General features: G+C 70.0%; 23 protein-coding genes. 7 read left to right on the top strand and 16 right to left on the bottom strand.

Annotation, left to right across the window (positions count from 1 at the left end; genetic code table 11):
- Positions 1-81 precede the first annotated feature (81 nt).
- The gene (locus tag NRB56_RS11385) at positions 82-846 is read right to left on the bottom strand and encodes an SDR family NAD(P)-dependent oxidoreductase (RefSeq protein ID WP_153341091.1); all 765 of its coding nucleotides are present in this window, start codon (positions 844-846) and stop codon (positions 82-84) included.
- 32 nt (positions 847-878) lie between these two features.
- Positions 879-1,553 (bottom strand): DUF4386 domain-containing protein, encoded by a 675-nt coding sequence (locus NRB56_RS11380; protein WP_153341089.1) that lies wholly within the window; start codon positions 1,551-1,553, stop codon positions 879-881.
- Between the two features lie 88 nt (positions 1,554-1,641).
- Between NRB56_RS11380 and NRB56_RS11375 the strand changes: the two genes are divergently transcribed.
- Positions 1,642-2,124 carry a MarR family winged helix-turn-helix transcriptional regulator gene (locus NRB56_RS11375; protein ID WP_319942848.1) on the top strand — a complete coding sequence of 161 codons (483 nt, stop codon included), beginning with the start codon at positions 1,642-1,644 and terminating at the stop codon, positions 2,122-2,124.
- A gap of 138 nt (positions 2,125-2,262) precedes the next feature.
- On the opposite strand, the gene NRB56_RS11370 is transcribed toward NRB56_RS11375, so the two are convergent.
- The 5 genes from NRB56_RS11370 to NRB56_RS11350 all read right to left on the bottom strand — a co-directional run bounded on the left by NRB56_RS11370 (position 2,263) and on the right by NRB56_RS11350 (position 7,198).
- The gene (locus NRB56_RS11370) at positions 2,263-4,065 is read right to left on the bottom strand and encodes an SDR family oxidoreductase (protein ID WP_153341086.1); all 1,803 of its coding nucleotides are present in this window, start codon (positions 4,063-4,065) and stop codon (positions 2,263-2,265) included.
- Between the two features lies 1 nt (position 4,066).
- Entirely contained in the window at positions 4,067-5,164 is a 1,098-nt protein-coding gene (locus NRB56_RS11365) for a PDR/VanB family oxidoreductase (protein WP_319942847.1), read from the bottom strand.
- Positions 5,161-6,066, bottom strand: a complete 906-nt coding sequence (locus NRB56_RS11360) for a metal-dependent hydrolase (RefSeq protein WP_153341083.1) — start codon at positions 6,064-6,066, stop codon at positions 5,161-5,163. The genes NRB56_RS11365 and NRB56_RS11360 overlap by 4 nt, the downstream gene beginning before the upstream one ends.
- 105 nt (positions 6,067-6,171) lie before the next feature.
- On the bottom strand, positions 6,172-6,570 hold the full coding sequence (locus NRB56_RS11355) for a hypothetical protein (protein ID WP_153341081.1): 399 nt from the start codon (positions 6,568-6,570) through the stop codon (positions 6,172-6,174).
- Between the two features lie 274 nt (positions 6,571-6,844).
- Entirely contained in the window at positions 6,845-7,198 is a 354-nt protein-coding gene (locus NRB56_RS11350; protein ID WP_227837490.1) for a winged helix-turn-helix transcriptional regulator, read from the bottom strand.
- Between the two features lie 54 nt (positions 7,199-7,252).
- Here NRB56_RS11350 and NRB56_RS11345 point away from each other — a divergent pair, with 54 nt between their 5' ends.
- Positions 7,253-7,990, top strand: coding sequence for an SDR family oxidoreductase (locus NRB56_RS11345; protein ID WP_153341079.1), 738 nt, complete (start codon positions 7,253-7,255; stop codon positions 7,988-7,990).
- 9 nt (positions 7,991-7,999) lie between these two features.
- Here the strand turns inward: NRB56_RS11345 and NRB56_RS11340 are convergent, their stop codons facing one another.
- On the bottom strand, positions 8,000-9,349 hold the full coding sequence (locus NRB56_RS11340) for an 8-oxoguanine deaminase (protein WP_406603467.1): 1,350 nt from the start codon (positions 9,347-9,349) through the stop codon (positions 8,000-8,002).
- Positions 9,350-9,534: 185 nt separating this feature from the next.
- Here NRB56_RS11340 and NRB56_RS11335 point away from each other — a divergent pair, with 185 nt between their 5' ends.
- Positions 9,535-10,755, top strand: a complete 1,221-nt coding sequence (locus NRB56_RS11335) for a PucR family transcriptional regulator (RefSeq protein WP_153341077.1) — start codon at positions 9,535-9,537, stop codon at positions 10,753-10,755.
- Between the two features lie 7 nt (positions 10,756-10,762).
- On the opposite strand, the gene NRB56_RS11330 is transcribed toward NRB56_RS11335, so the two are convergent.
- The 7 genes from NRB56_RS11330 to NRB56_RS11300 form a co-directional block, all read right to left on the bottom strand.
- Entirely contained in the window at positions 10,763-12,388 is a 1,626-nt protein-coding gene (locus tag NRB56_RS11330; RefSeq protein WP_153341075.1) for a flavin-containing monooxygenase, read from the bottom strand.
- Between the two features lie 25 nt (positions 12,389-12,413).
- Positions 12,414-13,046, bottom strand: a complete 633-nt coding sequence (phzG, locus tag NRB56_RS11325; protein WP_153341073.1) for a phenazine biosynthesis FMN-dependent oxidase PhzG — start codon at positions 13,044-13,046, stop codon at positions 12,414-12,416.
- Between the two features lie 11 nt (positions 13,047-13,057).
- Positions 13,058-14,203 carry a PhzF family phenazine biosynthesis protein gene (locus NRB56_RS11320; RefSeq protein ID WP_319942845.1) on the bottom strand — a complete coding sequence of 382 codons (1,146 nt, stop codon included), beginning with the start codon at positions 14,201-14,203 and terminating at the stop codon, positions 13,058-13,060.
- A 437-nt stretch (positions 14,204-14,640) separates the two neighbouring features.
- A complete protein-coding gene (locus tag NRB56_RS11315; protein ID WP_319942844.1) occupies positions 14,641-16,464 on the bottom strand; it encodes an anthranilate synthase family protein in 1,824 nt (607 codons plus the stop codon).
- A gap of 170 nt (positions 16,465-16,634) precedes the next feature.
- Complete coding sequence (locus NRB56_RS11310; protein WP_153341071.1) at positions 16,635-17,270, bottom strand: isochorismatase family protein; 636 nt, start codon at positions 17,268-17,270, stop codon at positions 16,635-16,637.
- A 2-nt stretch (positions 17,271-17,272) separates the two neighbouring features.
- Positions 17,273-18,478, bottom strand: coding sequence for a 3-deoxy-7-phosphoheptulonate synthase (locus NRB56_RS11305; RefSeq protein WP_153341069.1), 1,206 nt, complete (start codon positions 18,476-18,478; stop codon positions 17,273-17,275).
- A gap of 33 nt (positions 18,479-18,511) precedes the next feature.
- Complete coding sequence (locus NRB56_RS11300) at positions 18,512-19,156, bottom strand: PhzA/PhzB family protein (RefSeq protein WP_319942842.1); 645 nt, start codon at positions 19,154-19,156, stop codon at positions 18,512-18,514.
- Between the two features lie 54 nt (positions 19,157-19,210).
- On the opposite strand from NRB56_RS11300, the gene NRB56_RS11295 reads away from it, so the two are divergent.
- The gene (locus NRB56_RS11295) at positions 19,211-20,428 is read left to right on the top strand and encodes an FAD-dependent monooxygenase (RefSeq protein ID WP_153341067.1); all 1,218 of its coding nucleotides are present in this window, start codon (positions 19,211-19,213) and stop codon (positions 20,426-20,428) included.
- Between the two features lie 98 nt (positions 20,429-20,526).
- Here NRB56_RS11295 and sigJ read toward each other — a convergent pair whose 3' ends face one another.
- Complete coding sequence (gene sigJ, locus NRB56_RS11290; protein ID WP_153341065.1) at positions 20,527-21,477, bottom strand: RNA polymerase sigma factor SigJ; 951 nt, start codon at positions 21,475-21,477, stop codon at positions 20,527-20,529.
- 154 nt (positions 21,478-21,631) lie between these two features.
- On the opposite strand from sigJ, the gene NRB56_RS11285 reads away from it, so the two are divergent.
- The 3 genes from NRB56_RS11285 to NRB56_RS11275 are packed head-to-tail and all read left to right on the top strand — an operon-like array spanning position 21,632 to position 23,800.
- On the top strand, positions 21,632-21,937 hold the full coding sequence (locus tag NRB56_RS11285) for an antibiotic biosynthesis monooxygenase family protein (RefSeq protein ID WP_153341063.1): 306 nt from the start codon (positions 21,632-21,634) through the stop codon (positions 21,935-21,937).
- The gene (qcrB, locus tag NRB56_RS11280; protein ID WP_153341061.1) at positions 21,937-23,562 is read left to right on the top strand and encodes a cytochrome bc1 complex cytochrome b subunit; all 1,626 of its coding nucleotides are present in this window, start codon (positions 21,937-21,939) and stop codon (positions 23,560-23,562) included. Before NRB56_RS11285 ends, qcrB begins: the two co-directional genes overlap by 1 nt.
- A gap of 4 nt (positions 23,563-23,566) precedes the next feature.
- Entirely contained in the window at positions 23,567-23,800 is a 234-nt protein-coding gene (locus NRB56_RS11275; protein WP_153341059.1) for a hypothetical protein, read from the top strand.
- Positions 23,801-23,923: the final 123 nt, after the last annotated feature.

Raw genomic sequence — 23,923 nt, 5'->3', positions numbered from 1 at the left:
GGCCCATCGGAACCGGCCCATGCGTGGATCCGGCACATCGGGCATGCCGTGCGGCCGGGACCGGCTGCGGCGCAGCCTGTTTCAGTTGGTGATTCGGCCGCCGGCGACGTCGACGGTGATCCCGCTGAGGTAGGCCGAGGCGTCCGAGGCCAGGAACAGCGCGGTCTGCGCGACGTCGTCGGTCGTGCCGAGGCGGCGCAACGGGTGCATGCCGGCGACCTGTCGCTGCACGGGTTCGGGCATGTTCGCGGCGACCTTCTCCGTGCGAATCGACGACGGGGCGATGGCGTTGATCCGGATGCCGTCCGGGCCCAGTTCGGTGGCGAGGTGGCGGGTGAGCATGATCAGGCCGGCGTTCGCGACACCGTAGGCCAGGTTGGCCTGGCTGGGCTGACGGCCCGCGGCGGACGCCATGGTGATGATCGCGCCGCGCCGACGTTCCAGCATGGCCGGCAGGAAGGTCCGGATGGTGAGGAAGGCCGAGGTCAGGTCGGAGTCGAGGACCTCGTACCAGCGCTCGACCCCGAGTAGCCGGGTGGGTGTGGGGCGTCCCTGACCACCCGCGAAGGCGGCCAGGATATCGGGTGGTCCGAGTTCGGATTCGACCATCGGGCTCAGTGCCGCAAGGGCATCGGGGTCGGTCACGTCCGCGACCTTGCCGATCGCGGTACCGCCCGCGGCGGTGATGGCCGCGACGACGCCGGTCAGTGCGTCCTCGTCGCGGCCGACGACGCAGACCGCGGTGCCCTGCTCGGCGAGCAGGCGAGCGGTCCGAGCGCCGATGCCCCGGGAACCGCCCGTGACGACGGCGACCTTGCCGGTCAGGTCAGCGTAGGTGGCGAGCATGGGAATTCCCTTCGTGGACAAGTATTTTCGGGTCAGACGTCGCGGCGGTGCCGGGGCAGCGGGAAGGCGGTCACCAGCAACCAGAGCAGGCCGCCGAAGCGCACGACGGGAAGCAGGTAGGTCAGGGCGTCGACCAGGAGGCCCAGCGTCGCGACCTCGCCGGCCACGGCGAGCGCGAGGCCGATCCAGGCCAGCGGCGCCGGAACCAGGCGGGCCAGCAGGGCCGGCACGGCGATGCCCGCGATGAGCAGGCCGAACGTCGCCGCGTAGAGCGGGCCGCCGGCCACGAACGACAGGTCGGCCAGCGCGCGGGCCAGTGCCGGGCCGGCGTCCGCGCCCAGACGAGACCCGGCCCAGGTGAACAGGCCGGACAGGGCGAGGGCGACCGCGGCGAGGGTCCCGCCGAGCAGTGCGATGGCCGAACCCGGTGCGGTGATGCCGAGCGCGCGCAGCCGGCGGTAGACCACGGCGGTGACGATCGTCAGCGGCATGGCCGAGACCAGGATGAGGAACGCGCCCGCCTGCTGCGCGCCCGAATGTTCGATGGCATAACGCAATACGTCGGATCCGGACGCGTCGGGGTGCGGGGTCGATCGGTTCACGACCACATAGGCGACGGTGAGGGCCGTGAACGCGAGGGTCGGTATCCACAGCGGCGGCCCGGACTGCGGGCGGCGGCGGGTGCGGGGCGCGGTGTCGGTGGTCATGGAGTCCTCCTGAGGTCGGAGCGGAACAACCGTGTACGTAAATAATGATTACAATCTGTAACGATTGTCAAGGCGCTATGATACCCGGGTGGAAACGAACGGTACGACCGGCGGGCCGCCGCGCGGCGGTGGCGTCGCGTTCCTGCTCGCACAGCTGGGAGCGCATGCGACGACCCGATTCGCCGAGCGGGTCGCCGAACTCGATCTGACCCCGCCGCAGGCCGGGTTGCTGCGGCTGCTGGCCGCGACACCGGGCCGCAGCCAGCGCGAACTCGCCGACGCGCTGGGACTGCCGCCGAGCCGGTTCGTGCCGTTCGCGGACGCGATGGAACAACGCGGGCTCATCGAACGCCGCCGCAACCCCGACGACCGGCGACTGCACGCGATTCACCTGACCGCGCAGGGCGAGGCGCTGCTCGGACGGCTCCGCGAGGTCGGCATGGCGCACGAACAGGCCGTCTGCGCCGCATTGAGCGCAGAGGAACGCAGCACGTTGCAGTCCCTGCTACAGCGGGTGGCCGCGGAACAAGGGCTGACACCGCTACTGCACCCGGGTTTCACGAAGCTCTGAAAGCTATTGCGGGACCGGCCTTCCCGTTACGGGGACAGCCGGTGCGGCTTCGCGGTACCGCAACGGCATGTTCCGGCCGGGCCGAGACCACCCGCGTGGCCGGACCCCGGTTGACGAAACTCCCGGAGCCCGAACGGATCAGGTCAGCTTCACCCGGGACGCGGCGAAACGGACCAGGGCCGGTGCCAGGCGGTTGACGTGGTACTGGAGGTGCGCCTCCGGCGTCACGGGGACGACCGCGCGGTCGTTCTCGACCGCCCGGACGATCTGCTCGGCGACCTTCTCCGGGCCGTAGCCGCGGCGGCGGTACAGGGCGTCGTAGTGGGCCTGACGGTCGGCCTCGGCCTGCTCGGACAGGCCCGAGAATCGGGTGGCGGCAATGATATTCGTGTGGACGATGCCGGGGCACACGGTGTGCACCGAGATGCCCCGGCCGGCCAGTTCGGCGCGCAGGCAGTCGGAGAACATGAACACCGCCGACTTGCTCGTCGAGTACGCGCTGAAACCGCGCTGCGGCGTGTAGGCGGCCATGCTGGACAGGTTCACGATGTGGCCGCCGAGTCCGCGCTCGGCCATCGCCGCGCCGAAGGTCCGGCAGCCGTTCACCACACCGCCGAGGTTGATGCGCAGCACCCGGTCGAAGTCGGCCGCGGTCGTGTCGAAGAAGTCGCCGGCCTGGCCGACGCCGGCGTTGTTGATCAGGATGTCCGGCACGCCGTGCGTGGCGATCACGGCGGCGCAGTGGTCCGCGACGGCGGTCTCGTCGGCCACGTCGACGGCGTAGGGGTGCGCGGTGCCGCCCGCCGCGGCGACGAGGGCGGCGGTCTCCTTCGCCGCGTCGAGATCGATGTCGGACAGCACGATCTCGGCGCCGCGGCGCGCGAACGCGAGCGCCGTCTCGCGGCCGATCCCGCTGCCACCGCCGGTGATCACCACCAGGTGGTCGTCGTACGGCCGTCCCGGCCGGCCCACCTCGGCGCGGCGCAGGGTCCGGGGTGTGTCGCCGCCGCCCAGGGAATCCACGAGTTCCGTTGTGGCCGTGGCGAGTAGCTCCGGGTGGGAGAACGGCAGCCAGTGCCCGCCGCCGACCTCGCGCCGCCACAGCTGCGCGGTCCACCGGGGGGTGTCCTCGTAACCGGCGGGCCGCACCGCGACATCCTTACGGGCGATGATCAATTGGACCGGTACCTCGGTGTGCCGGCGGCGCGGGACGAACGCGCGGCGCATGATGTTCGCGCGATAGATGCGCATCCCGTCGAAGAAGTCCCGGCGGAACATCGGGCCGAGTTTCACGTTCTCCGGAGAGGTTTCGTTCATCAGCGCGACGAACTGCCGCCACATCCGCTCGGTCGCCACCGGACGCAGCACGACGCGCGGCAGTCCGGGCGTCATGAACAGCAGGGTGTAGGCCGAGGACAGCACCTGGGTGAACGGCGCCCACACCGCACCACGGAAGAGTTTGCGCCACGCCCAGCGGGAGAGGTGGTCGAGGTTCGGGCCGGATACCGAGGTGAACGACGCGACCCGATCGGCGGCCTCCGGCAGGCACACCGCGGCCCACATCTGCACCGAACCCCAGTCGTGGGCGAGCACGTGCACGGGCCGGTCCGGGCTGACCGCGGCGGCCACCGCGAAGAAGTCCCCGGCGAACCGGTCCAGCCGGTAGTCGGCGGTGCGGTCGGTGCGGGTGGAGCGGCCGTGCCCGCGGGTGTCGTAGGCGACGACGTGAAAACGCCCGGACAGCAACGGGATCACCCGATCCCACAGGTGGTGGTCGTCGGGCCAGCCGTGCACCAGCACCACGGTCTCGGCGGCCGGATCGCCGTATTCGTAGACGGCCAGGTCGAATCCGTCGTTGCGGACGATCCGTTCGGTATCCGGGACTGGCGTCGGGTCGGTCAACGGAATCTCCTCGGCGCGTGAAGTGGTACGAACGAGCATGTCACAGATCCAATTCCAGCAGGTCTCCGGCGCAGCGGGAGACGCAGGGCAACAGGTCACCGGCGGCGCGCTCGGCGGGGGTCAGCACGGTGTCGCGGTGGTCCGCCGCGCCTGACAGCACCCGCACCCGGCAGGTGCGGCAGAAGCCCTGCCGGCAGGAGTACGGCGTATCCGGCCGCCGGGCAAGGACTTCCGCCAGCAGGGTGCGGTCGGCCGGCACGGCGAACTCCTCGCCTGTGCGGGCGAGCCGCACCCGGAACGGTTCGCCGGCGAGAACCGGTGGCGCGGAGAACCGTTCGGAATGCAGTTCGATGCCCGGCCGGCGCCGGACCTCGGCGGCGACGGCGGCCGTCATCGGCGCCGGGCCGCAGCAGTAGACCGCGGTGCCCGGCCCCGCGTCGGCCAGCAGTTCGGCGGCGTCCGGCAGCCCGGATACGTCGTCGGTGCGGACGGTGACCCGGTCGCCGAAGGCGGCTATCTCGTCCAGGAACGGCAGGGTGTCGCGGCTGCGGCCGGTGTAGATCAGCGACCAGTCGGCGCCCGACCGGCGTGCCGCCCGCACCATCGGCAGAATGGGGGTGACGCCGATCCCGCCCGCGATGAAACGTATTCGGGCGGAAGTGGATCCGAGTCCGGGTAGCACGAACGGGAAGGCGTTGCGCGGGCCGCGCACGGTGATCCGGGCGCCGACCGGAAGCCGGTCGTGCATCTCGATCGAGCCGCCGCCGCCATCGGGGATGCGCCGCACCGCGATTCGGTACGCGTACCGGTCCGCGGGATCACCGCACAGCGAGTACTGCCGCAGCCGCCCGGACGGTAGTTCGAGGTCGAGGTGGGCGCCGGGCCACCAGGCCGGCAGTGCCCGGCCGTCGGGGGCGACGAGTCGCAGGGCGACCACATCGGTGTCGTGGGCCGCCACCCGCCGCTGCGCGACGGTGAGGGTGAGCCGGTGATCATCGATCCGGCCGGCGGGCATCCGCCGATGGATCAGCGCCGTCCAGCGCAACCGGGTCTCGGCGACACCGCTGAACAGCCGGATCGCGCGGTCGCCGCGCCGCCGGCCGAACAGGTCCGCGGGCCGCTCCCGCCGTACCGTCACGAGACCATCGCCTGTGCCGCAGGAGATTTCGCGAGGTAGGCGACCGCCTGCGCGGTGGATCCCACCCCCGCCGGGGTGTAGCCCGGCCGGAACGTGGACAGCGCGCTGCGCACCAGCGACGGCACACCGGGCAGCGCCCCCCGCCGCATCGCACCCAGCACCTGTGCCAGCAGGCGCGGATAACTCGGATCCGGTAGCGCGGAATCCTGGTGCACAAGGTATTTGGTACCCCGGACGATCAACGCCAGGAAGATCGGGAAGGTGATGACCATCAGCGCGCCCCGGCGCACATAGCCGATCCCGAAGTATTCGGCGACCTCGTGGGCCACGAACCGGTGCTCGACCTCCTCGGCGCCGTGCCAGCGGAACAGGTCGAGCACGCGGGGGTCGGCGCCGAACCGTTCCAGATCGGCGTTGAGCACCCAGTCGCCGAGGAAGGCGAAGAAGTGCTCGAGCGTGGCGATGATGCCGAGACGCTCGACCAGGATCTGGTATTCCGCCCGGGGGTCGCGCCCGCCGCGCGGGCCGAGGGTCGTGCGGAACAGGTATTCCATCTGCCGCACATAGGGTTCCACGTCGACACCGTGCGCGGTGAGCACCTGTTCGAGCACCCCGTGGTGGGTTTCGGCGTGCATCGCCTCCTGACCGACGAAGCCGAGCATCTGCTCGCGCAGCCGGTCGTCACGGACCAGCGGCAACGCCTCGGCGAAGGCGCGGCAGAACATCCGTTCCCCTTCGGGCAGCAGCAGATTCAGCGCGTTGATGACGTGCGAGGCGATCGGTTCCGTGGGCATCCAGCGCAGCGGCGTATCCGTCCAATCGAACCGCACGTTCCGCGCCCGCAGCGCCACCTCCCCCGGATCGCCGGTCTCGGGAAGTGCCCGAAGGGGAAGTAGCTTCATCGGTACTCCAGGTGCTCGTTTCCGGCGCGGACCGCCGTTGCTACACGAGCGTAGCAATAATTCCCCGCTATATGGAACCCAGAGTTACAGCTAGAGTCGTGCCGGTCAGCGCTTCGTCATCGGGCGGATCAACTGCTGCCCGGCGGCGTCGACCGTGGTCGCCTGGGTGAACACATTGCCCGGCTGCACCAGGGCGGACAGCATCACGTGCACGGGTTTGGTGACCATGTTCCCGGCGGCGCAGCTGGGATCGCAGGTGTTGTCGCGTTCGGTGCCCTCGCCCTCGGCGCCCTCGGGACCCCAGGAACTCCAGGTGATCTCCTCGACCACTGCGCCGAGGTCGGCGCAGGCCAGGATCAGTGTGTCCGGCCGGACCACCGCCTGGTGGAACGGGCAGTCGATGACCTGCGGCACGCCGGCGGTGTGCGCGGTCAGGGTGGCGCCGTCCGACTCGGAGCCGCAGCCCCCGGCGAGGACGATCGCGGCAGCGGCCAGCAATGCCATCGCACCCGAGCGCCGGTATCCGCGAACAGTGGCATTTCCGGTGGTCCGCACCCCATACCCCTTCGTCGAGCCCGTCCGGGCGCTGCCGTTACGTCAGGCTACCTCCCCACGCCGGAGGCTCCGCAAATCTATCGCAATCGAAATTACAGGCCCATCGGGCGTGAGCTTGCGGGAAGACTAGCGCACCCGGCGGCAGCCGACCCGGCGGTCGGAAATCGCTGTCGGAATCGCCGGTCGATCCGGCCGCGCTCGGTGACATCGCACCATCGGCGGGTCACGATTCGCCGGGGTCCGCGTCGGCGCCGCCGGCGATCCAGCGCTGCGACCAGCTCCACAGCGGTTCCAGCGCGCGACCGAGTTCCGTTCCGGGCCAGGCCAGTTCGTACGACTTGTCCGGCCGCTTCACCACCAGCCCGGCGTTCTGCAACGCCTGCAACCGCACCGACAACATGCTGGACGAACAGTTACCCATCCGGCGGCGCAGTTCCAGGAATCCGAGCGGGCCCGGCTCCAACTCCCAGATCACCCGCAGCATCCAGCGTTGGCCCAGCAATTCCATGGCGGCATGCGCGGGCGCCGCGGTGGGATCCTCGCGGCGCGGCGTTCCCTGCTGTCTTGCACTTCTCATTTCGAACCACGATAGTGGTTCTGAATCAGAAGCGATGACGGAGGGAGTGCGCCCATGACATCCAGGCGAGTGGTGCTGGTGACGGGTGCGTCCCGCGGCATCGGCGCGGAGACCGCCCGCATCCTGGCCGCCCGCGGCGACCATGTGGTGCTCAACTATCGCGAGAAACGTTCGCGCGCAGCGAAACTCGCGGCGGAGTTCATCGCGGCCGGGGGCAGCGCGTCGATCGCGGGGGCGGATCTCACCGACGCCGCCGCGGCCGGGGAACTGGTCGACGGGGTGGTCCAGGAGTTCGGCCGAGTGGATGTGCTGGTGCTCAACGCATCCGGCGGTCTCGAAATCGGTGCGCCGGAGGATTATCCGATGACCGTGAACCGGGACGCTCAACTGCGCCTGGTCCGGCTGGCGCTGCCGCATCTGCCCAGCGGCGGGCGTATCGTGTTCGTCACCAGCCATCAGGCGCACTTCCACGGGCGCAAACCGGTTCCCGACGCCTATCTGCCGATCGCCGCGAGCAAACGTGCCGGGGAGGACGCGCTTCGGGACCTGATCCCCGAATTCATCTCACGCGGAATCGGTTTCACCGTGGTGTCCGGCGACATGATCGACGGCACGATTATCGTCCGGTTGTTGCACCGGCGCGATCCGCAGGCTGTCAGCGCCCGCACCGAGCACGGCCCGCTGCCCACCGTCGAGGAGTTCGCGGCCGCCGTCGCGGACGCCACCACCGCCGATGCCGAACCCGGCCACACCGTCTATGTCGGCGGCGCGGACTATCTCGTCGGCCACTGACCGGCGGATCTACCGGGATTCGTGGCGTAGCAATCTGTCTCGTGCGGCGACACCGAGCCGGGCCATCACTTCCTGGTTCGCCGTGCGTAATTCACCGTCCGCCACCACCGTGCGGCCGCCGACGAGCAGGCGTGCCAGTGGCGGGGTGGGACCGAAGACCAAGGCGCACAACGGGTCCGCGACCGCGTCGCGGAAGCCGTCCACCCGCCAGATCGCGATGTCGGCCAGTTTGCCCGGCTCCAGGCTGCCGATCTCGTTCTCCCGGCCCAGGTTTCGCGCGCCGCCGAGCGTCCCGAGTTCCAGGGCCTGCCTTGCGGTGAGGGCGGCGGGGCCGTGCAGTGCGCGCTGGAACAGCAGGGCCTGGCGCATCTCTCCGGCGAGGGAGGTCAGTTCGCTGGAGGCGGCGCCGTCGACACCGAGCCCGACCGGTACGCCCGCCGCCAGCAGATCCACCACCCGCGCGACACCCGCGCCCAGGCGGCCGTTGGAGCTCGGGCAGTGCGCGACACCGGTCCCGGACTCGGCGAAGCGGCGAACATCCTTGTCGTGCAGGTGGATCGCGTGGGCGAACCAGACGTCCGGGCCGAGCCAGCCGAGTTCGTCCAGATAGTCCACGGGGGTGCGGCCGGTCTGCCGCAGGCACAGCTCCTCCTCGTCGAGGGTCTCGGCGAGGTGGGTGTGCAGGCGCAGGCCGCGGGCGCGGGCCAGCTCCGCCGCGTCGAGCATCAGACCCTCGCTCACCGAGAACGGCGAGCAGGGGGCGACCGACACCCGCAGCATCGAATCGAAGGCCGGATCGTGGAAGCGGTCGATCGCCGCAGCGGTCGCCGCCAGCACGGTGTCGCGGTCCTCCACCACCTCGTCCGGGGGCAGGCCGCCCTGCGATTCACCGCGGTCCATCGATCCCCGGCAGGGCTGGAACCGCAGGCCGACCTCGCGTGCGGCCAGCACCTCCGCCTCGAACAGGTCGCCGCGCCCGGCGGGGAACACGTAGTGGTGATCGCTCGAGGTGGTGCAGCCGCTCAGGGCCAGCCACGCCAGCCCGGCGGCCGCGGCTCCGTGCACGACCTCGGCGTCCATGCCCGCCCAGATCCGGTACGAGCCGGTCAGCCATTCGAACAGGGTGGATTCCTGGAACAGGCCCTGGGTGGCCCATTGGTACAGGTGGTGATGGGTGTTCACCAGGCCTGGCGTGACCAGGCAGCCGGCGGCGTCGATCCGCTCGGCCCCGGCGAGGTCCGGCGCCGGCCCGGCGCCGACGGCCGTGATCCGGCCCGACTCCACCACGACGTGGCCGGACGCGACCTCCGCACCCACCACCGGCGCGACATATCCGTTCTCGATGACCAGCACCGCCACTCCTTCCGGCTCCCGGGACCGCAGCACCCGCACCACGATCCCCCGCCCGGTCAGTACACCGGTATCGGCTCGCCGTCGCCAGCCACCGATCCGCCGAAAACACGCGTGCGATCCCGGCCGCGGGTCGGCGGAATCTCCAACGTCGCCGTCCGGGGGCACGGTCCGCGCAGGTAGCGTGAGTCGTTATGGCCGTTCCGCACCGTGTTCTGTCCACCTCCGGCACCCGGAGGCTGGCCGAGGCGTGCCGGCCGGAGATCCCGGAACTGACGAAGCGGCTGCTGTCGGCGATCTTCACCGACAACCCGGAGTGGACCGACTACACGTCCGTACCGCGCGCCGCGCTGCGCGACGGCTGCCGCCGATACCTGACCCGAATCCTGGATCTGCTCGGCGGCGAGACCTCCGATCCGGAACACGACGACGTCGCGGCGTCGATCGGCCGGGAACGCGCCGAACAGGGCGTCCCGCTGGAGGCGATGCAGCGGACATTCCGGCTCGGCGGCGGCATCGTGTGGGCGGCGCTGCTGGACAAGGCCGATCTGACCCCGCAGAACCAGGTCGGCCCGCAGGAGATCCGCGAGGCCGGCACCGCGATGTGGACGGTCATCGACGGCCTGTCCTCGGCGCTGGTCACCTCCTATCGCAAGACCGAACTGGAACAGGTCCGCCGCGACGAACGCCGCCGCCACGCCCTCATCGAGGATCTGCTGGCCGGGCGCGCCCACGACGCCACCTTCGCCGCGCGGGCCGCCCGCGAGCTCAACCTGCCCCCGCACGGCGGCTATCTGGTGGTGGCCGCCCGCTCCGATGCCCGGCCGGTGCGCGCGGGCGCGGAAACAGCGTTGGGGGCGTTGGGAATTCGCTCGGTGTGGCACGACCGGGTGGACAGTACGATCGCGGTGGTCGCGCTGGAGCAACGCGAGGCCGCGACCGTCGTGGCGCAACTGCGGCCGCTGGTCCGGGGGCGGGCCGGGGCGTCACCGGCGGTACCCGGTCTGGCGCAGGTGGATTCCGCGCACACCCTGGCCCTGATCGCGCTGGACACCCTGCCCGCCGACGCGACCGGCCTGGTGGCGCTGGACCAGCGGTACCCGGAGGCCCTGCTGGTCCGCTCCCCCGACCTCACCGGCCTGCTGGCGGCGCACACCCTCGGGCCGGTGCTGGAGCTACCGGCCCGCGAGCGCGACATGCTGTTGCAGACGCTGTCGGTGTGGCTGGACGAGAACTGCTCCGCGGCGCACGCCGCGCCCCGGCTGCACTGTCACCGCAACACAGTGATCAACCGATTGCAGCGGATCACCGTGCTGCTGGATCGACCGCTGGAGGACCAGCGGTCGATCCTGGAACTGTCGCTCGCCCTCACCGCACTGGAACTGGGCATCGCGCCCGTCGCCCAGGACCGCTGACGACGCTTCACACGGCGGTCGGCAGATCCTCCGGGTCGAAGACGAAACCGGCGAAGTCGGCGGCCGCCGACTCGCGCAGGGTGGCGCGATAGGTGCCCAGGCCGCCGAAGTAGAACAGCGTGCGCGGCTTCTTCCCCGGGATGTTGGCGCCGAAGATCCACGAGTCCACCTTGGCGAACAGGCTCGCCTCGGCGATGCCGCGGCAGGTCTGCGTCCAGCCGTCCTCGGCCGCGACGGTCGCCTCGACCCGTTCGGCGCCGCGTTGTTCGGCGGCGGCGATCAGATCCGAGATCCACTCGACCTGGCTCTCGATGCCCGGAGGCAGGTTGCAGAACACGCTGTTCGGCCCGAACACCATGAACAGGTTGGGGAATCCGCTGGTGGCGACGCCCAGGTAGGTGGTCGGCGCCTCGGACCAGTGTTCGCGCAGTGTGCGGCCTCCGCTGCCGCGCACGTCGATCCGGTTGTAACTGCCCTCCACCGCGTCGAATCCGGTGGCGAAGACCAGGACGTCGAGTTCGTGCTCGACGCCGTCGGCGGTCACCACGCCGGCCGGGGTGATCCGCTGGATCGGATTCTCCTGCACCGACACCAGTTTCACGTTGTCGCGGTTGTAGGCCTCGTAGTAGCCGTCGTTGCAGATCGGCCGCTTGGCGTAATACCCGGTGGGGGTCAGCAGCCGCGCGGTCTCCGGATCCCGCACGGTCGCGGCGATTTTCGCCCGGATGAACGCGGCGGCGGCCTCGTTGGCTTCCGGATCGAAGGGGATGTCGCCGAAAGTGCCGAACATGAACCGGAATCCGTTGCCGGCCTGCCACGCCTCCTCGAAGACCCGGGTGCGTTCGTCGGCGGACACGCTCATCGCCGGAACGTCGCTCTCCGGGAAGCCGCAGCCGACCCGCGAGTCGTACACCTGCTCCCAGATCGCGTCGTAGCCGTCGCGGACTTGCGCCAGATAGTCGGCGCCGAGCGGGCCGTTGCCCGCCGGGACCACGTACTGCGGCGAGCGCTGGAAGACGGTCAGATGTCCGGCGATCGGGGCGGCCGCGCAGATGAACTGCGTGCCTGTCGATCCGGTGCCGATCACGCCGACCCGCTTGCCGGTGATGTCGAGATCCTCCGGCCAGGCGCCGGTGTGCACCAGCCGGCCCGCGAAGCTCTCCCGGCCCTCGATCTCCGGGAAGTTCCGCTCCGACAACGGTCCCAGCCCGCTCACCACGTAGCGGGCGACGTATTCGGCGCCGTCGTCGGTGCGGACGGTCCATTCGTTGCGGTCGTCGTCGAAGGTCAGGCCGACCACTCCGGTGCCGAATCGGATGTCGCCGCGCAGGTTGTTGCGATCGACGACCTCGTTGAGCAGGGCCAGGGTCTGCGCCTGCGGCACGTACCGGGTGTCGGGCATCCGCTCCCGCAACAACTCCCGGTCGAAGGAGTAGCGGTAGACGATGCCGTCGACGTCCGAGCAGGCGCCGGGATACTTGTTCCAATACCAGGTTCCGCCGACCCCGTCGGCCTTCTCGAAGGCGAGGACTCGCAGGCCGAGCTCGTTGCGCAGCTTGTGCAACATGTAGATTCCGGCGAAACCGGCTCCGATGACGATCGCGTCCAGGCGATCCGAGGCGGGTGCGCTCATGGGTTCGTCTTTCTCTTTCTCTCGATCACGGCTGCAATTTCGCTACGCGCCAACCGGTTTCGGTGTACTCGTAGCGCAGCCGCCGATGCAGCCGGGTTTCGGCGGCGGACCAGAATTCGACGGAATGCGGCTCGAGCCGGAAGCCCACGAACCGATCCGGCCGGGGCAGCGGGGACTGCTGTGCCAGCGAATCGGCCTCGGCCAGTAAGGCTTCCGGGTCGTCGAGCGGTTCACTCTGCCGCGATGCCGCCGACATCGCGTGCAGGGCCGGTGGGCGGCGATCCCACAGCAGGATGTTCTCGCCGTTGCTCAGCGCCGCCACCGGGCCGGAGATGCTGAGCTGGCGGGTGTTCTCCCGCCAGTACAACAACCCGGAGGCCCAGCCGGTGGCGGCGATCTCGCGGGCCTTGCGGCTGCCGGCGTGGGTGCTGAACACCAGCCCGCGCGCGGACACGTCGATCACCGCTACCATCCGGGTGGAGGGGCGGCCGGCAGCGTCGGCGGTGGCCAGCGCCAGCGCCAGCGGCTCCCGCACGCCGCCGGAGACGGCCTCCGAGATCCATTGCCGCGCCAGCGCCATCGGCTCCTCGGGCGGGTCGTCGTACTCCGGGAACTCCAGATCCACTACCCCGGTGACACTTTCGTATCGACTGCTCATCGACCGTCTCCTCAGACGTGGAGGGTGCCCGCGGCGGCCACGACCCCGTGACCGCTCACCCGCACCTCGGTGATCTCGCCGGAACCGGCCGCCGTCGCCCGCGCGAACATGACGGAGCGGCGGCCGATTTCGACGCCTTGATGGATCTCGACCGTGCGCCCGTAGTCGGCGAGGCCGTGCCGGGCCAGGTGCACCGCCAGCGGCCCGGCGGCCGAACCGGTGGCCGCGTCCTCGACCACGCCGTAGGCGGGCGAGAACATCCGGGCCCGCCAGTGGCCGTCGGCGGGCGCGAAGCAATTGGCCGCCATGTCCGGGAACACCGCCAGCGCACGGTGATCCGGCCGCAGCGCCGACAGCGCGTCGACATCGGGCAGGCCGGCGAACACGTGCCGTGGGCCGTTGCGGTAGATCTCCACCGGCAGCGTCGAATCCGTGATCCCCAGCGCCGCCAGCAGTTCCTCACCGCGCTCGAACCTGCGCCAGCGCGGGATCGGCTGCCGCATCGACACGTACGCGACCTCGTCGCCGCCCGGCCCGACCTCGAAAGGCACGGTGCCCATGGCGGTTTCGAAGCGCAGCCGCCGCACACCGCGCTCGAGCCCGACCGCGACCGCGGTCCCCAGCAACGGATGTCCCGCGAACGGCAGCTCGTTGACCGGGGTGAAGATCCGGACCCGCGCGTCGGCGTCGTCGCTGGTCGGCGGCAGCAGGAAGACCACCTCGGACAGGTTCATCTCCCGGGCGATCCGCTGCATCCGCTCGCCGTCCAGGTCGCCGGCGTCGAAGAACACCGCGACCGGGTTGCCGGACAACGGTTCCCGGGCGAAGGCGTCCACCACCACGTAGCGATGGCCGGGCCGGGTCGCCCCGCGCACCCGGGCCCGCACCTCGAATCGGTCGCGGTGCGTCGGCGGCCGGCCGATCAGCCGCAGGGCCGAATTCGGCGGCAGCTCAGCCGGTTTCGCGCCGCGCCACACCATCACCGCACCCCACCGGCAACCGTCGGGGTCGGCGATCCAGAACTTCTCGTCCAGGCCCTCGACATCGCGCCACCCGGCGGGGACGTCCTCGTCCGCCAACTGGGCCGTGAGCCGGTCGACGGTGACCGCCGACCCGTCCAGATCCCACCACGCGATCTCCAACGCAGCAGGTGACACCGGACTCGTCGGCACCACAGCAGGTGAAGCCGGGTCCGGCGATACCGCAGCAGAGGGCATCGGGTCCGAGGACACCGCAGCAGAGGGCATCAGGTCCGAGGACACCGCAGCAGGCGACACCCGGTCCGACAACACCGCAGCAGACGGCACCCCATCCGACAACACCGCAGCAGACGGCACCCCATCCGACAACACCGCAGCAGGCGACACCGGGTCCGACGAGACCACAGCAGGCGACACCGGGTCCAGTGACACCGCAGCGGGAAGCGGTGCGCCAGCGGGTGACACTGCGGCAGGTGGTGCGGCGGCAGGCGGCCCTGCGGCAGGTGGTGCGGCGGCAGGCGGCCCTGCGACAGGCAGTGCGGCGGCAGGCGGCCCGGCGGCAGGCGGCCCGGCGGCAGCCGGTACCCCCGCGGGTGGCGCGGGTGTGGGGAGAGTCATTGTGCCAGAACTCCTTCGGCCATTCCGGTGAGGATCCGGGGCCCGTCGATGGTGAGCAGCGACTCCGGGTGGAACTGCACGGAGGCGAACCGCGGTCCCCGCAACGCGTGCACCTCGGCGGTGCCCGGATCGCGGCTGACCTGCACCGTGCCGGCCCAGGTGTCCAGCCGGTCGTGTTCGCTGCGGGCCGAGAAGGTGTTGTAGAAGCCGACGCGTTCGCGCGATCCGAACAGGTCGATCCAGCGCTGTGTGCCCTGGTTGGGCAGGCTGCGCCGCAGCACCGGCAGGCCCAACCGCCGGCTCAGCACCTGATGGCTCAGGCAGGTCGCCATGAACGGTCTTCCGCTGCCGAGCAATTCGTCGACCACCGCGGCGAGCTTGGCGATCTTCGGATCGTCGGCCGCGCACGGATCACCGGGACCGGGCCCGACCATCACCAGATCGTGGCCCGCGAGGTCGAAGTCCTCGTCGAAGCGCCGGATGGTCACCCACAGGCCCAGCATCCGCAATTGATGCTCCAGCATCGCGGTGAAGGTGTCCTCGGCGTCGATCACCAGCACGTTGTGCTCGTGCAGCCGTTCGGAGCGGGTCGTCGAGGAGGTGAGTCCGGCCCAGAACGCGCCGATGTCGTCGTTGCGGCGGCGCAGCGCCGCCACCACCTCCGGGTGGTCGGCGAATTCGCCGCCACCGGCGGCGCCGAAGGCGGCCAGCAGGCCCGCCGCCTTCGCCTGGGTCTCGGCCACCTCGGCCAGCGGATCGGAGTGCCGCACCAGCGTCGAACCGACCGAGATCGACAGCCGCCCACCGGGTTCGATGGCGGCGGTGCGGATCAGGATGGCCGAGTCGAGCATCGGCTCACCCTGGTCGTCCCGGCCCGCCAAGCCGATGATCCCGCTGTAGTATCCGCGGCCGGCCGGCTCGTAGCGCCGGATCACCCGGGCCGCGCTCTCCACTGGAGAGCCGGTGACCGTGGGCGCGAACATGGTCTCGCGCAACACGTCCCGCACATCGCGGCGGGACCGGCCCTCCAGGTGGTACTCGGTGTGCGCGACCCAGGCCATCTCCTTGAGGAACGGCCCGATCATCCGAGTGCTGCCCGGTTCGCAGATCCGGCACATCATCTTCAGTTCCTCGTCGACGACCATGTACAGCTCCTCGGTCTCCTTGCGGTCGGCGAGGAAGGCCGTGACGCCGTCCAGGGTGGGACCGCCGGCGGGGTACCGGTAGGTGCCGCTGATCGGATTCATCTGCAGCACGCCGCTTTCCAGCGAGACGTGCCGTTCCGGCGAGGCGCCGACCAGGGTCAGGTCGCCGACCCGGACCAGGAAGGTCCAGTACGCGCCGCGCTCGGCGGCGAGCAGTTCGCGCAGCACCGACAGCGCCACCGCCGGGGTGTAGCCGGAGATATCGGCGGTGTAGGTGCGCTTGATCACGAAGTTGGCGCCCTGTCCGGTGCCGATCTCGTTGTCGATGATCGCGCGGACCGTCGCCGCATAGGCCGCGTCGTCGGAGTCGAAACTGCCCTCGCCCAACGGAACCCGCTGCCGCGGCAGCCGGGCCAGCACCGCCCCGAGCGGATGCCGCTCCTCGCCGCGCACCGCCAGGGTGAGCAGCGGGGTGCCGTCGTCCGGGGCGGGGAAACCGCGCTCGGCCAGCTGCCGATACGGGACCAGCACCAGCGCCTCGCTGCCGGGTTCATCGCGGTGCCCCAGCCGGATGCCGGCCAGCGACTCCGGCCGCTCGACCGCGCCGACCAGCACCGTGACATCCCGGCCGGGTCGGCTGATGATCGCGAAATCCGTTGCGGTGCCGTCGATCACGGACCCGAGTAGATCCCCGCTCGCGCGGTGACCGACGGTCGTGAGCGCGGGACCTCCGTGATGACGCTCCGCTGCCGCCTCCGGCCCCTGACCGCTCACGCGATGTTCGACGGTCGTGAGCGGGGGACCTCCGTGGTAACGCTCCGCTGCCGCCTCCGGCCCCCGACCGCTCACGACAGCACCTCGTCCACCGTGGTGATCCGCGCACAGCAGCTCGCGGTGTACTCGAGGGTGAAGCGGTGCTTCTCGGCCGAGAAGTCGCCGATCGCGTCGGCGATCAGGAAGACCTGAAGGTCGTTGGCGTACGCCTCCAGCGCGGTCGCGAGGATCCCGACGTGCCCATAGACGCCGCACAGCAGCAGCTGATCGCGGCCCTCGGCACGCATGCGACCCAACAGGTTCGAGCGATGGAAGGCGCTGTACCGCCACTTCGTGAAGGTCCAGTCGGGCGTCTCCGGGGTCAGCTCGGCGACGATCGCGCGGTCCGCCTCGGCGGTGGTCATCCCCGGGCCCCAGAAGTCCAAAAGCAGACCGCGATCCGCGGTCGTCATCCGTCCGGGCTGTGCGGTGTAACCGATCCGCACGCCGCGGTCGGCGCACGACTTGCGCAGCCGGGCCGCGTTGCCGACCAGGCGGCTGCGCAGTGCGTGCGGGAAGGTGGCCAGGAAGTACTGCTGCATGTCGTGGATCAGCAGCACGGCCTGCTCGGGCCGCACCCGCCAGTCGACCAGATTGTCGGGAAGTTCGGTCCGGCTCGGCAGTGGATAGGGCTGCACCTGCAGGGCCGGTGTGGGCACGATCGTCATGGTCACTCCGAATTCGTCAGTGCCTCTAGGACATCCAGGCGTTCGGCGGACCAGGCCGCCACCACCTCGGCCGCCTGTTCCGGGTTCAGCCGCGGATCGCACAGCGTCGCGGCGGCCGCGGCCGGCACCGGCGCGTCGGCGTCGGCGAGGCATTCGCCGACCGGATGGGGCGTCGCCTCCAGGTGCAGCCCGTGCGCCGCGACGCCCGCGTCGGCGAGGATCGACCGGAACCGGCGCAGCTCCGCGACCACGGTCGCGACCAGCCGGGTCTTCCGATTGCCCGGAAGCTTGATCGTGTTGCCGTGCATGGGATCCGACAGCCACAGCACCGGATGGCCGTCGTCGCGCACCGCCCGCGCCAGCGCGGGCAGCCGCTGTTCGATGGTGTCCGCGCCCATGCGGACGATCAGCGTCAGCCGGCCCGGCTCGCGTTCGGGATCCAGCCGGTGGCACAGCTCCAGCAGTTCGGCCGGGGTGATGGTGGGGCCGATCTTGCAGGCGACCGGATTCGTCACGCGCGACAGCAGATCGACGTGCGCGCCGTCGATCCGGCGGGTGCGTTCCCCGATCCAGGGCCAGTGCGTGGACCCGAGGAACATGTCCTCGGGCCCGCTGCCGCGCAGCAGCGGCTGCTCGTAGTCCAGCAGCAGCGCCTCGTGGCTGGTCCACACCCGGTCCTCCAGACCGGGGCCGGACAGCCGGCCGAGATGGCCGATGGCCTCGCGAGCGGCCATGAAGCACTGCAACATTCGCAGCGGATCCGGGCGGCGGCTGTCCGCGTCGAACTCGGGCGCGTTCACCATGTGCCCGCGGTAGGCCGGCAGCACCACGTCACCGACCTGTTCGATCGGCTGGGAGCGAGGCTTGGTGAACTGGCCGGCGATCCGGCCGACCCGCAGGACCGGCAGGCCCGCCTCCGCGGCGAGCAGATCGGCCAGCCGGTGCACGAGCCCGGCCTTGGCCGCGATGTGCGGCCGGGTGCACTCGTTCGGATCCTCGGCACAGTCACCGGCCTGCAACACCAGCGCGGAGCCGGCGGAGACCGCGGCCAGCGCCCGTCGCAGCGCGACGACCTGCTCGAATTCGATCAGCGCACCGGCGGTGGCCAGCACGGTGCGCACATTGGCAACTTGGTCCGGCGCATCCCATTCCGGCTGCTGGGCGGCCGGCAGCGTCCGCCCCGGGAAAGCTGGGTACGTCACGATCAACCCCTCGAATATCGCCCGCTCACGAGCGTTTGGTCAGGTCGGAATACCGGCCCGCACGACATGCGGGACCTCGATGCCGAGGGCACGGAACTGCTGGCAGGGGTTCATGAATTCCCGCTGCAACTTGATTTTTCCGTCCTCGAACTGGAAGTAGTGGATGAAATGATTGCGGTAGTAACCTTCCGGATAACCCTCGAAAATGATCCGTCCGGCTCCCTCGCATTCGACCCAGAATCGCTGCGGATCCTGCGTATCGAAGATCTCGATATCGGTCCAGACCCAGTCCGGGAAGCAACGCAGCGACCAAACCGCGTGCTCCGCAAGGCGATCCCGGCCGTTGATCACGATCGGCTCGCCGGATTCGGTGGTCCAGAGCCCGCCGCGGCCGTCCTCGGTGAACAATTCGTGACGGCGCAGCCGATCCTGCCCCCTGGTGTTCATATAGCGTTCTACCACGATTCGATTCGCAGAACGAATACGATCGTATTGCTGGTCGACTACCGGTGTGTTCATGTGCGCTCCTCGGCATTCGATTGCACGGCGCTTACATCCCGACGAAACGAAATGGTAACAACGGTTCAGCCGGTGCTCAATGTGCCGTTGCCTCACCTGAAATGAGCGGATATTCCCAGCGGATGCGCGCACCGCGCGTGAGTCACCGAAGATATTGCCGCTCACGCATACGCACAGTATGTTTTCGGCGTCCTTTACTGTAAAAAGGCGGAAATTCCCATGACGACATCGACCATCGTGATCGCCGGCGCCGGCATCGGCGGACTGACCGCCGCCCTGGCGCTGCACGCTCGCGGCCACCGCGTCACCGTGCTGGAGGCCGCCCCCGAGATCCGGCCGCTGGGCGTGGGCATCAACATCCAGCCGGCCGCGGTCGGCGAGCTCACCGGGCTGGGGCTCGGTACGGCCTTGTCCGACAACGGCATCGCCACCCGGGCGCACCGGTACGTGGACCACCGGGGCGCCACGCTGTGGAGCGAGCCGCGCGGCATCGACGCCGGAAATCCCTTCCCGCAGTATTCGATTCATCGAGGCGAGTTGCAGATGCTGCTGTTGCGGACGGTCCGCGACCGGCTCGGGCCGGACGCCGTGCGCACCGGTGAACCGCTGCGCGCCTTCCAACCCGGCCCGGGTTCGGTCCGCGTCCACGCCGGCGACGCGGTGCACGAGGCCGACGTGCTGGTCGGCGCGGACGGCCTGCACTCCGCGGTCCGGGCGCGCCTGCATCCGGCCGGCCCGCCGGTGGTGCACTCCGACGTCGGAATGTGGCGTGGGGTCACCGAACTGCCGGGCTTCCTGGACGGGCGCACCATGATCATCGGATCCGACGAGCAGGGCAACCGGCTCATCGCCTACCCGTGCTCGCGGCCGCACGCCGAACGTGGTCGCGCACTATTGAATTGGGTGTGCCTGGCCGCCGGCCCCGCCGGCCGGACCGACGGCGATCCGCTCGCCGAGGTGCTGCCGCGGTTCGCGCACTGGGATCTCGGCTGGCTGGACCTGACGGCGGTGCTTACCCACTGCCGCGAGATCCTCCGGTATCCGATGGCGGACCGGGAGCCGCTGGAGAGCTGGGGATACGGCCGGGTCACGCTGCTCGGCGACGCGGCGCACCCGATGTACCCGATCGGCGCCAACGGCGCGTCCCAGGCGATCGTCGACGCGATCGTCCTCGCGGACGAACTCACCCGCGACGAGGACCTGGTCACGGGCCTGCGCCGCTACGAGTCGATCCGGATCCCGGCGACCACCGCGATCGTGCGCGCCAACCGGTCCATGGACCGCAAGGAGCGGGCCGTCGCGGGCCGGCCCGAGGCGGAGGTGTCGTCCCGGCTCGCCGCCATCACCCGCGACTACCGGACGACGGTCGAATCACTGGTCGGCAGCCGGGTCGGCGGGCATGTGCGCGCCCAGCAGGAGGAGCACGAACAACGCTGATGCGGCGAAACATGGTGGCGGCCGGGGACTCCCGGCCGCCATCGCTGTTCCGGGGCCGGGCCCGGTCGGCCGCATCACCGTGCTGGGCCGTCGCGAAATCAGTTCCAGGCCGCCAGCTTCTCCGGGTTGCGGACGACCCAGATCCGGTCGATCCGGCCGTCGGTGACGCCCAGCGAAATGACCGCGAGCACCTCGCCCGCCGCGTGGGCGACCAGGCCCGGTTCGCCGTTGACCAGCGCCTCCTCGACCAGCAGATCCGGCTGCCGCCCGAAGACGTCCAGGAAGAACCGGGCCACCGCCGGCGCGCCGACGATCGGCTCGATCGAGGCGCTGACCAGCCCGCCGCCGTCGGTGACCGCCGTGGCCTGCGGATCGAGCAGCCGGACCAGCTCGGCGAGATCACCGGTCTGCCAGGCCGCCCGGAACGCGCCTGCCAGCGAGGCCCGCTGCTGTGGCGGCGCGTCGACCACCCGCGCGGTGTCCACCCGCCGGCGTGCCGAGGAGGCCAGCTGGCGGCACGCGCCCGGCGAGCGGCCGACGATGTCGGCGATCTCGGTGAACCGGTACTGGAACACGTCGTGCAGCACGAACGCGACCCGCTCGGCGGGGGTCATCCCCTCCAGGACCAGCAGCAGCGCCATCGCCACCGATTCGTCCAGGGTGACCTGGTCGGCCGGATCGGTGGTGTCGTCCGCGGGTTTGTGGCTGGTCCAGCGCCCCGGATCGGGTAACGGCTCGGGCAGCCACTCCCCCACGTAGCGCTCGCGCCGGGCCCGCGCCGAGCCGAGCATGTCGAGGCAGACCCGGCCGGCCGTCGTCATCAGCCAGCCCATCGGCGACTCGATCTCCTGCCGGCCGGCCTCGGTGAGTTTGTACCAGCGCAGATAGGTCTCCTGGACGGCGTCCTCGGCGTCGGCGACCGAGCCGAGCAGCCGATAGCCGAGGTTCATCAGGGCCCGCCGCTCCTGGGCCACGGCGTGCAGGTCGTCCGGCACGGTGTCGTCCACGGCGTCCTCCCGGTCCGGTCCTCGCTCGGGTGAAGCACTCATATCCAGTAGACGACACAGGTCACGGGAACGTCTGCCGCGGCACCAGACATTCTTGCGCGCTGCGTCGTCATGAGCAGTGGAGCCGGATCAACCGAGCCCGGCGCGGGCCCGGTCCGGACCACACGGACACCGTCGAATCAGGAGGAAACCGCATATGACCGCCAACTTCTTCAATGTCATCGAGGTCGACCCGGCCAAGCAGAAGGAATTGATCGAGCTGCTCAACGAGGCCACGGAGACGGTCATCCGGCACCGCCCGGGTTTCGTCTCGGTGACGCTGTTCGCCAGCGTCGACGGCAGCAAGGTGATCAACCTGGCGCAGTGGGCGAGCCCGGACGACGCGAAGGCCACCATGGGCGACCCGGCGGCGCAGGAGTTCGCGAAGCGGACGGCCGCCCTGGGCAAGCCCAGCCCGGGTGTCTACAAGATCGTCTCCGAGTTCAAGGGCGAGCCGGCGTAATGAGTGCCCCGGCACAGGCCGGATCCGTTTCCCGCGCGGCGCACGCCGCGCGGGAGGCGGACTCCCGGTACCGGATGGCGCCGTTCGTCAAGCGGTCGATCAACAAGGTCTTCCCGACCCACTGGTCGTTCCTGCTCGGCGAGATCGCGTTGTACTCGTTCATCATCCTGATCCTGTCGGGAATCTATCTCTCCCTGTACTTCGACCCGTCGATGAGCGACACGGTCTACAACGGCTCCTATCAGCCGTTGCGCGGCGTCACGATGTCGCGGGCCTACGAGACGGCGCTGAACATCACGTTCGAGGTGCGCGGCGGGCTGTTCATCCGGCAGGTACACCACTGGACCGCACTGCTTTTCGCGGCCTCGATGATCCTGCATCTGTTCCGGATCTTCTTCACCGGCGCGTTCCGTAAGCCGCGCGAGGGGAACTGGACCATCGGCTCGATCCTGTTGATCCTGGCCATGTTCGAGGGCTTCTTCGGTTATTCGCTGCCGGACGATCTGCTGTCCGGCACGGGGCTGCGGTCGCCGCTGGGCGGGATCACCATGGCCGTGCCGGTGATCGGAACCTGGTTGCACTGGCTGCTTTTCGGCGGGGAGTTCCCGGGCACCGTCATCATCCCGCGGCTGTACATCGCCCATGTACTGCTGATCCCCGGGATCATGCTGGCGTTGATCGCCGCGCATGTGGCGCTCGTCTGGTATCAGAAGCACACCCAGTATCCGGGTCCCGGGCGGACCGAGAAGAACGTGGTCGGCTCGCGCATCGTGCCGGTGTTCGCCGCCGACCAGGGCGCGTTCTTCATGTTCACGCTCGGCACCGTGGCGGTGATGGGCGGTGTGCTGCAGATCAATCCGATCTGGGACTTCGGCCCGTACAACCCGGCACAGGTGTCGGCGGGTTCGCAGCCGGACTTCTACATGATGTGGACGGACGGCCTGGCCCGGCTGCTGCCCGCGTGGGAGATCTACCTGGGGCCGTACACGATTCCCGCGGCCTTCTGGGTGGCGGTGATCATGGGGCTGGTGTTCACGGTGCTGGTGATGTACCCGTCGATCGAGCGGCGACTGACCCACGACACCGCGATCCACAACCTGCTGCAGCGACCGCGAGATGTGCCGGTACGCACCGGAATCGGCGCCATGGCCATCGCGTTCTACGTGGTGCTGACGCTGTCCTGTGTCAACGACGTCCTCGCGTTGAAGTTCGACATCTCGCTCAATGCCATGACCTGGATCGGGCGGGTCGGACTGCTCGTGGCGCCGCCGGTGGCGTACTACCTCGCCTACCGAATGTGCCTGGGCCTGCAGCGCAGTGACCGGTCGGTGCTGTCCCACGGCATCGAGACGGGCCTGATCAAGCGGCTGCCGCACGGTGCGTACATCGAGGTGCACCAGTCGCTGGGCCCGGTCGACGAGCACGGCCACCCCGTGCCGCTGGAATACCAGGGGGCGAAGGTGCCGAAGAAGATGAACGAGTTGGGTTTCGCCGGCCGTCCCGGCGGCGGTACCTTCCTCCGCGCCGACCCCGCGGCCGAGGCGGAGGTGCTCGAGCAGCACGAAAGGCACGGCGAGCAGGCACAACTGGCCGTCCTGAACGAGTATCAGGACCGGAATTCGTGAGCCGATGAAGTTCTCGAGTTCGGCGCGCGGCGGCGAGTACGGGCTGCTCGTCGCCGCCGCCACCGTGACCGACGACCGGGCCGCCGATGTCGTCCGGAAGCTGCTGCGCCGCAACGGGATACGGGCAACCTCCGGTCCGTCCCGGCGCCCGGCGACGTGGGGCGGCCGGGTCCAGGTGCTGGTATTTCCCGAAGACGCGGTACGCGCCTACGAGGTGCTGTGCAGAAACACCCGGTGACGATCACCGTGGCCGCCCCGAATTGCTGTACCAGCGGTTCGATTCGGGGCCCCAAAATTGTACATTCGGTCCTTTTCCAGCTCCTTTGACACGTCAACTCCGTGCGTCTTCTCACAGTCGAAA

The sequence above is a fragment of the Nocardia aurantia genome (assembly GCF_009604425.1).
GTDB classification, from domain to species: Bacteria; Actinomycetota; Actinomycetes; order Mycobacteriales; family Mycobacteriaceae; genus Nocardia; species Nocardia aurantia.
Note: the sequence above shows the minus strand (reverse complement) of the source record. Positions and strands in the feature narration are given on the sequence as shown.

What these genes read in the sequence shown, in the direction of transcription:
- NRB56_RS11385 (WP_153341091.1), bottom strand. Translation starts at nt 846, where the DNA reads ATGCTCGCCACCTACGCTGACCTGACCGGCAAGGTCGCCGTCGTCACG.
- NRB56_RS11380 (WP_153341089.1), bottom strand. Translation starts at nt 1,553, where the DNA reads ATGACCACCGACACCGCGCCCCGCACCCGCCGCCGCCCGCAGTCCGGG.
- NRB56_RS11370 (WP_153341086.1), bottom strand. Translation starts at nt 4,065, where the DNA reads ATGCTCGTTCGTACCACTTCACGCGCCGAGGAGATTCCGTTGACCGAC.
- NRB56_RS11360 (WP_153341083.1), bottom strand. Translation starts at nt 6,066, where the DNA reads ATGAAGCTACTTCCCCTTCGGGCACTTCCCGAGACCGGCGATCCGGGG.
- NRB56_RS11355 (WP_153341081.1), bottom strand. Translation starts at nt 6,570, where the DNA reads ATGGCATTGCTGGCCGCTGCCGCGATCGTCCTCGCCGGGGGCTGCGGC.
- NRB56_RS11350 (WP_227837490.1), bottom strand. Translation starts at nt 7,198, where the DNA reads ATGAGAAGTGCAAGACAGCAGGGAACGCCGCGCCGCGAGGATCCCACC.
- NRB56_RS11345 (WP_153341079.1), top strand. Translation starts at nt 7,253, where the DNA reads ATGACATCCAGGCGAGTGGTGCTGGTGACGGGTGCGTCCCGCGGCATC.
- NRB56_RS11335 (WP_153341077.1), top strand. Translation starts at nt 9,535, where the DNA reads ATGGCCGTTCCGCACCGTGTTCTGTCCACCTCCGGCACCCGGAGGCTG.
- NRB56_RS11330 (WP_153341075.1), bottom strand. Translation starts at nt 12,388, where the DNA reads ATGAGCGCACCCGCCTCGGATCGCCTGGACGCGATCGTCATCGGAGCC.
- phzG (WP_153341073.1), bottom strand. Translation starts at nt 13,046, where the DNA reads ATGAGCAGTCGATACGAAAGTGTCACCGGGGTAGTGGATCTGGAGTTC.
- NRB56_RS11310 (WP_153341071.1), bottom strand. Translation starts at nt 17,270, where the DNA reads ATGACGATCGTGCCCACACCGGCCCTGCAGGTGCAGCCCTATCCACTG.
- NRB56_RS11295 (WP_153341067.1), top strand. Translation starts at nt 19,211, where the DNA reads ATGACGACATCGACCATCGTGATCGCCGGCGCCGGCATCGGCGGACTG.
- sigJ (WP_153341065.1), bottom strand. Translation starts at nt 21,477, where the DNA reads ATGAGTGCTTCACCCGAGCGAGGACCGGACCGGGAGGACGCCGTGGAC.
- NRB56_RS11285 (WP_153341063.1), top strand. Translation starts at nt 21,632, where the DNA reads ATGACCGCCAACTTCTTCAATGTCATCGAGGTCGACCCGGCCAAGCAG.
- qcrB (WP_153341061.1), top strand. Translation starts at nt 21,937, where the DNA reads ATGAGTGCCCCGGCACAGGCCGGATCCGTTTCCCGCGCGGCGCACGCC.
- NRB56_RS11275 (WP_153341059.1), top strand. Translation starts at nt 23,567, where the DNA reads ATGAAGTTCTCGAGTTCGGCGCGCGGCGGCGAGTACGGGCTGCTCGTC.